We start from the raw sequence: 1789 nt of genomic DNA on the forward strand, positions 1-1789 counted from the left end.
CATGACCGAAAAGTTGGCATTTGTTGTCAACGGGGAGAGTCGTGCTCGTAGCGTGGCGGGTGTGACGTTGAGCGCCGTGACGGAAAGTGCACAAAAAGGGGAATATGTCGCGACCCTCAAAGGGGATACGGCAGGGAAATACACTGTAGTGCCGAAATACAATGGCAGTGCTATCGATGGGTTAAGTGCGGTGGTCACTATCACGGCCGTTACGTTAGAGAATATTAGCGTTAATGAGTATACGTTTTCTCCTGATGCGGGTTTTCCGACTACCGGATTTAAAGGGGCTCAGTTTACCCTCAAGCTAAGTGGTGGAGATGCATCTGATTATCGTTGGACATCAAATGCTTCATGGGTGTCGGTTAGTGACAATGCAGTGGTCTCTATTACAGGTAATGGTAACGGTAACCAGGTAATTGTCACGGGGACGCCGAAAAGTGGTATAGGGACTGTAATTACTTATAATTTTACGCTACAACACTGGTTTATAGGTGATAACCATGAGGGAGAATGGGACAATGCCAAAGCCTATTGCAGTGGTTTGTCTGGTTATGGATTACCAACCGTACAACAGTTGAATGGTAATAGTAATCATAACAATGGTACGCGTGGTGTGCTCGGCGGACTGTGGAGTGAGTGGGGAAATTTGAGTCAATATTCAAATTCAGGTTTTCCTCTAAACTATTACTGGATGTCTGATGCTGCTGATAATGGATCTCATTATGTAGTCGAAATCGGTTTAGGAACTATTGATACTAACCCCGATACGATCCCCAACAACATAGTATGTCAGACGGGGGTTTAGTGTGATGATAATACAAACAATGGTAAGCCGGATAAAAATTGTGCTTGGTAATTTTTATAACCATATTAATTTAGGTGCCTTAATGAGCACTGAGTGTGCTCTAAGGCATTCAGAATTGAACCATAACTGATATAGGAACTAGATTTTATGTCTTCATTATCTGGCAAACCGGATTCAATCCAATCATCATTAAAAATTGAGCCTGATAAATTATTTTCTGATGGCGCGGCCACTGCAAAAGTGATCCTTGAGCTGGTTGATCTTCATGGGAATAGAGTCGAAGATGAAAAAAATGTGAGATTTCTTATTTCTCAAAATCGCGGTGTTAAAGTGGGGGCCGTAACAAATAATAATGGTATATATACAGCTACAATAATCGGAACAGGGGATTTTTTTGGCACCGTTGACGTTACAGTTAACATAGATAATAGAGATCTCAGTGGCTTATCAGCTGAACTCATCCTGTATGCTCAACCTATAGTAAAGGAAGTGGAGATAACTGGAACTAGACGGATAGGAGAAGCGTTGAATTTGACATACAACTTTGATGCAAGAGGAACTCAGGGAGATGATTCATCTTATTTGTGGCAATATCTTGATAATCATAGCCGATGGCAGAATGCAAATGTATCCGGCAGCAGAAATCAGGGCTTCACTTTGGTAGGACCTCATGCTGGAAACATGATTAAGGTATGGGTTTTACCCAAAAGCAAAATCCCTCCAGTGATCAGCGCGCGTGTAGCAAGCTCGCCTGTGATGCTCTTTGATGTGCCTGAAATCCAGGATAAAAAAGTCACCATCAAGGGAAGCGGTCAGGTCGGTCAGAAATTGCAGGCTGAGTACGGCTTTGTGGCGAACGGTACGGGCGCTGATGACTCAGTGGTCAAGTGGCAGTGGCGGAACAGCAGTGGCGAGTGGAAGCCATTTACTAGTAACAGCAAGTTCGATGGGAATGTCTATACCCCGGGAAGTGATGACGCAGGA

General features: G+C 43.8%; 1 protein-coding gene and 1 pseudogene. Both read left to right on the forward strand.

Going from position 1 to position 1789, the window contains the following annotated elements:
- Positions 1 to 805, forward strand: a pseudogene (locus tag AAZT04_RS25945) (hypothetical protein); the annotation flags it as partial.
- Between the two features lie 147 nt (positions 806 to 952).
- Positions 953 to 1789 (forward strand): Ig-like domain-containing protein (locus tag AAZT04_RS25950; RefSeq protein WP_434682333.1); only part of this gene is annotated, 837 nt, incomplete at its 3' end.

Source organism: Serratia sp. Je.1.23.a, assembly GCF_051129805.1.
Lineage (GTDB): Bacteria > Pseudomonadota > Gammaproteobacteria > Enterobacterales > Enterobacteriaceae > Serratia > Serratia liquefaciens.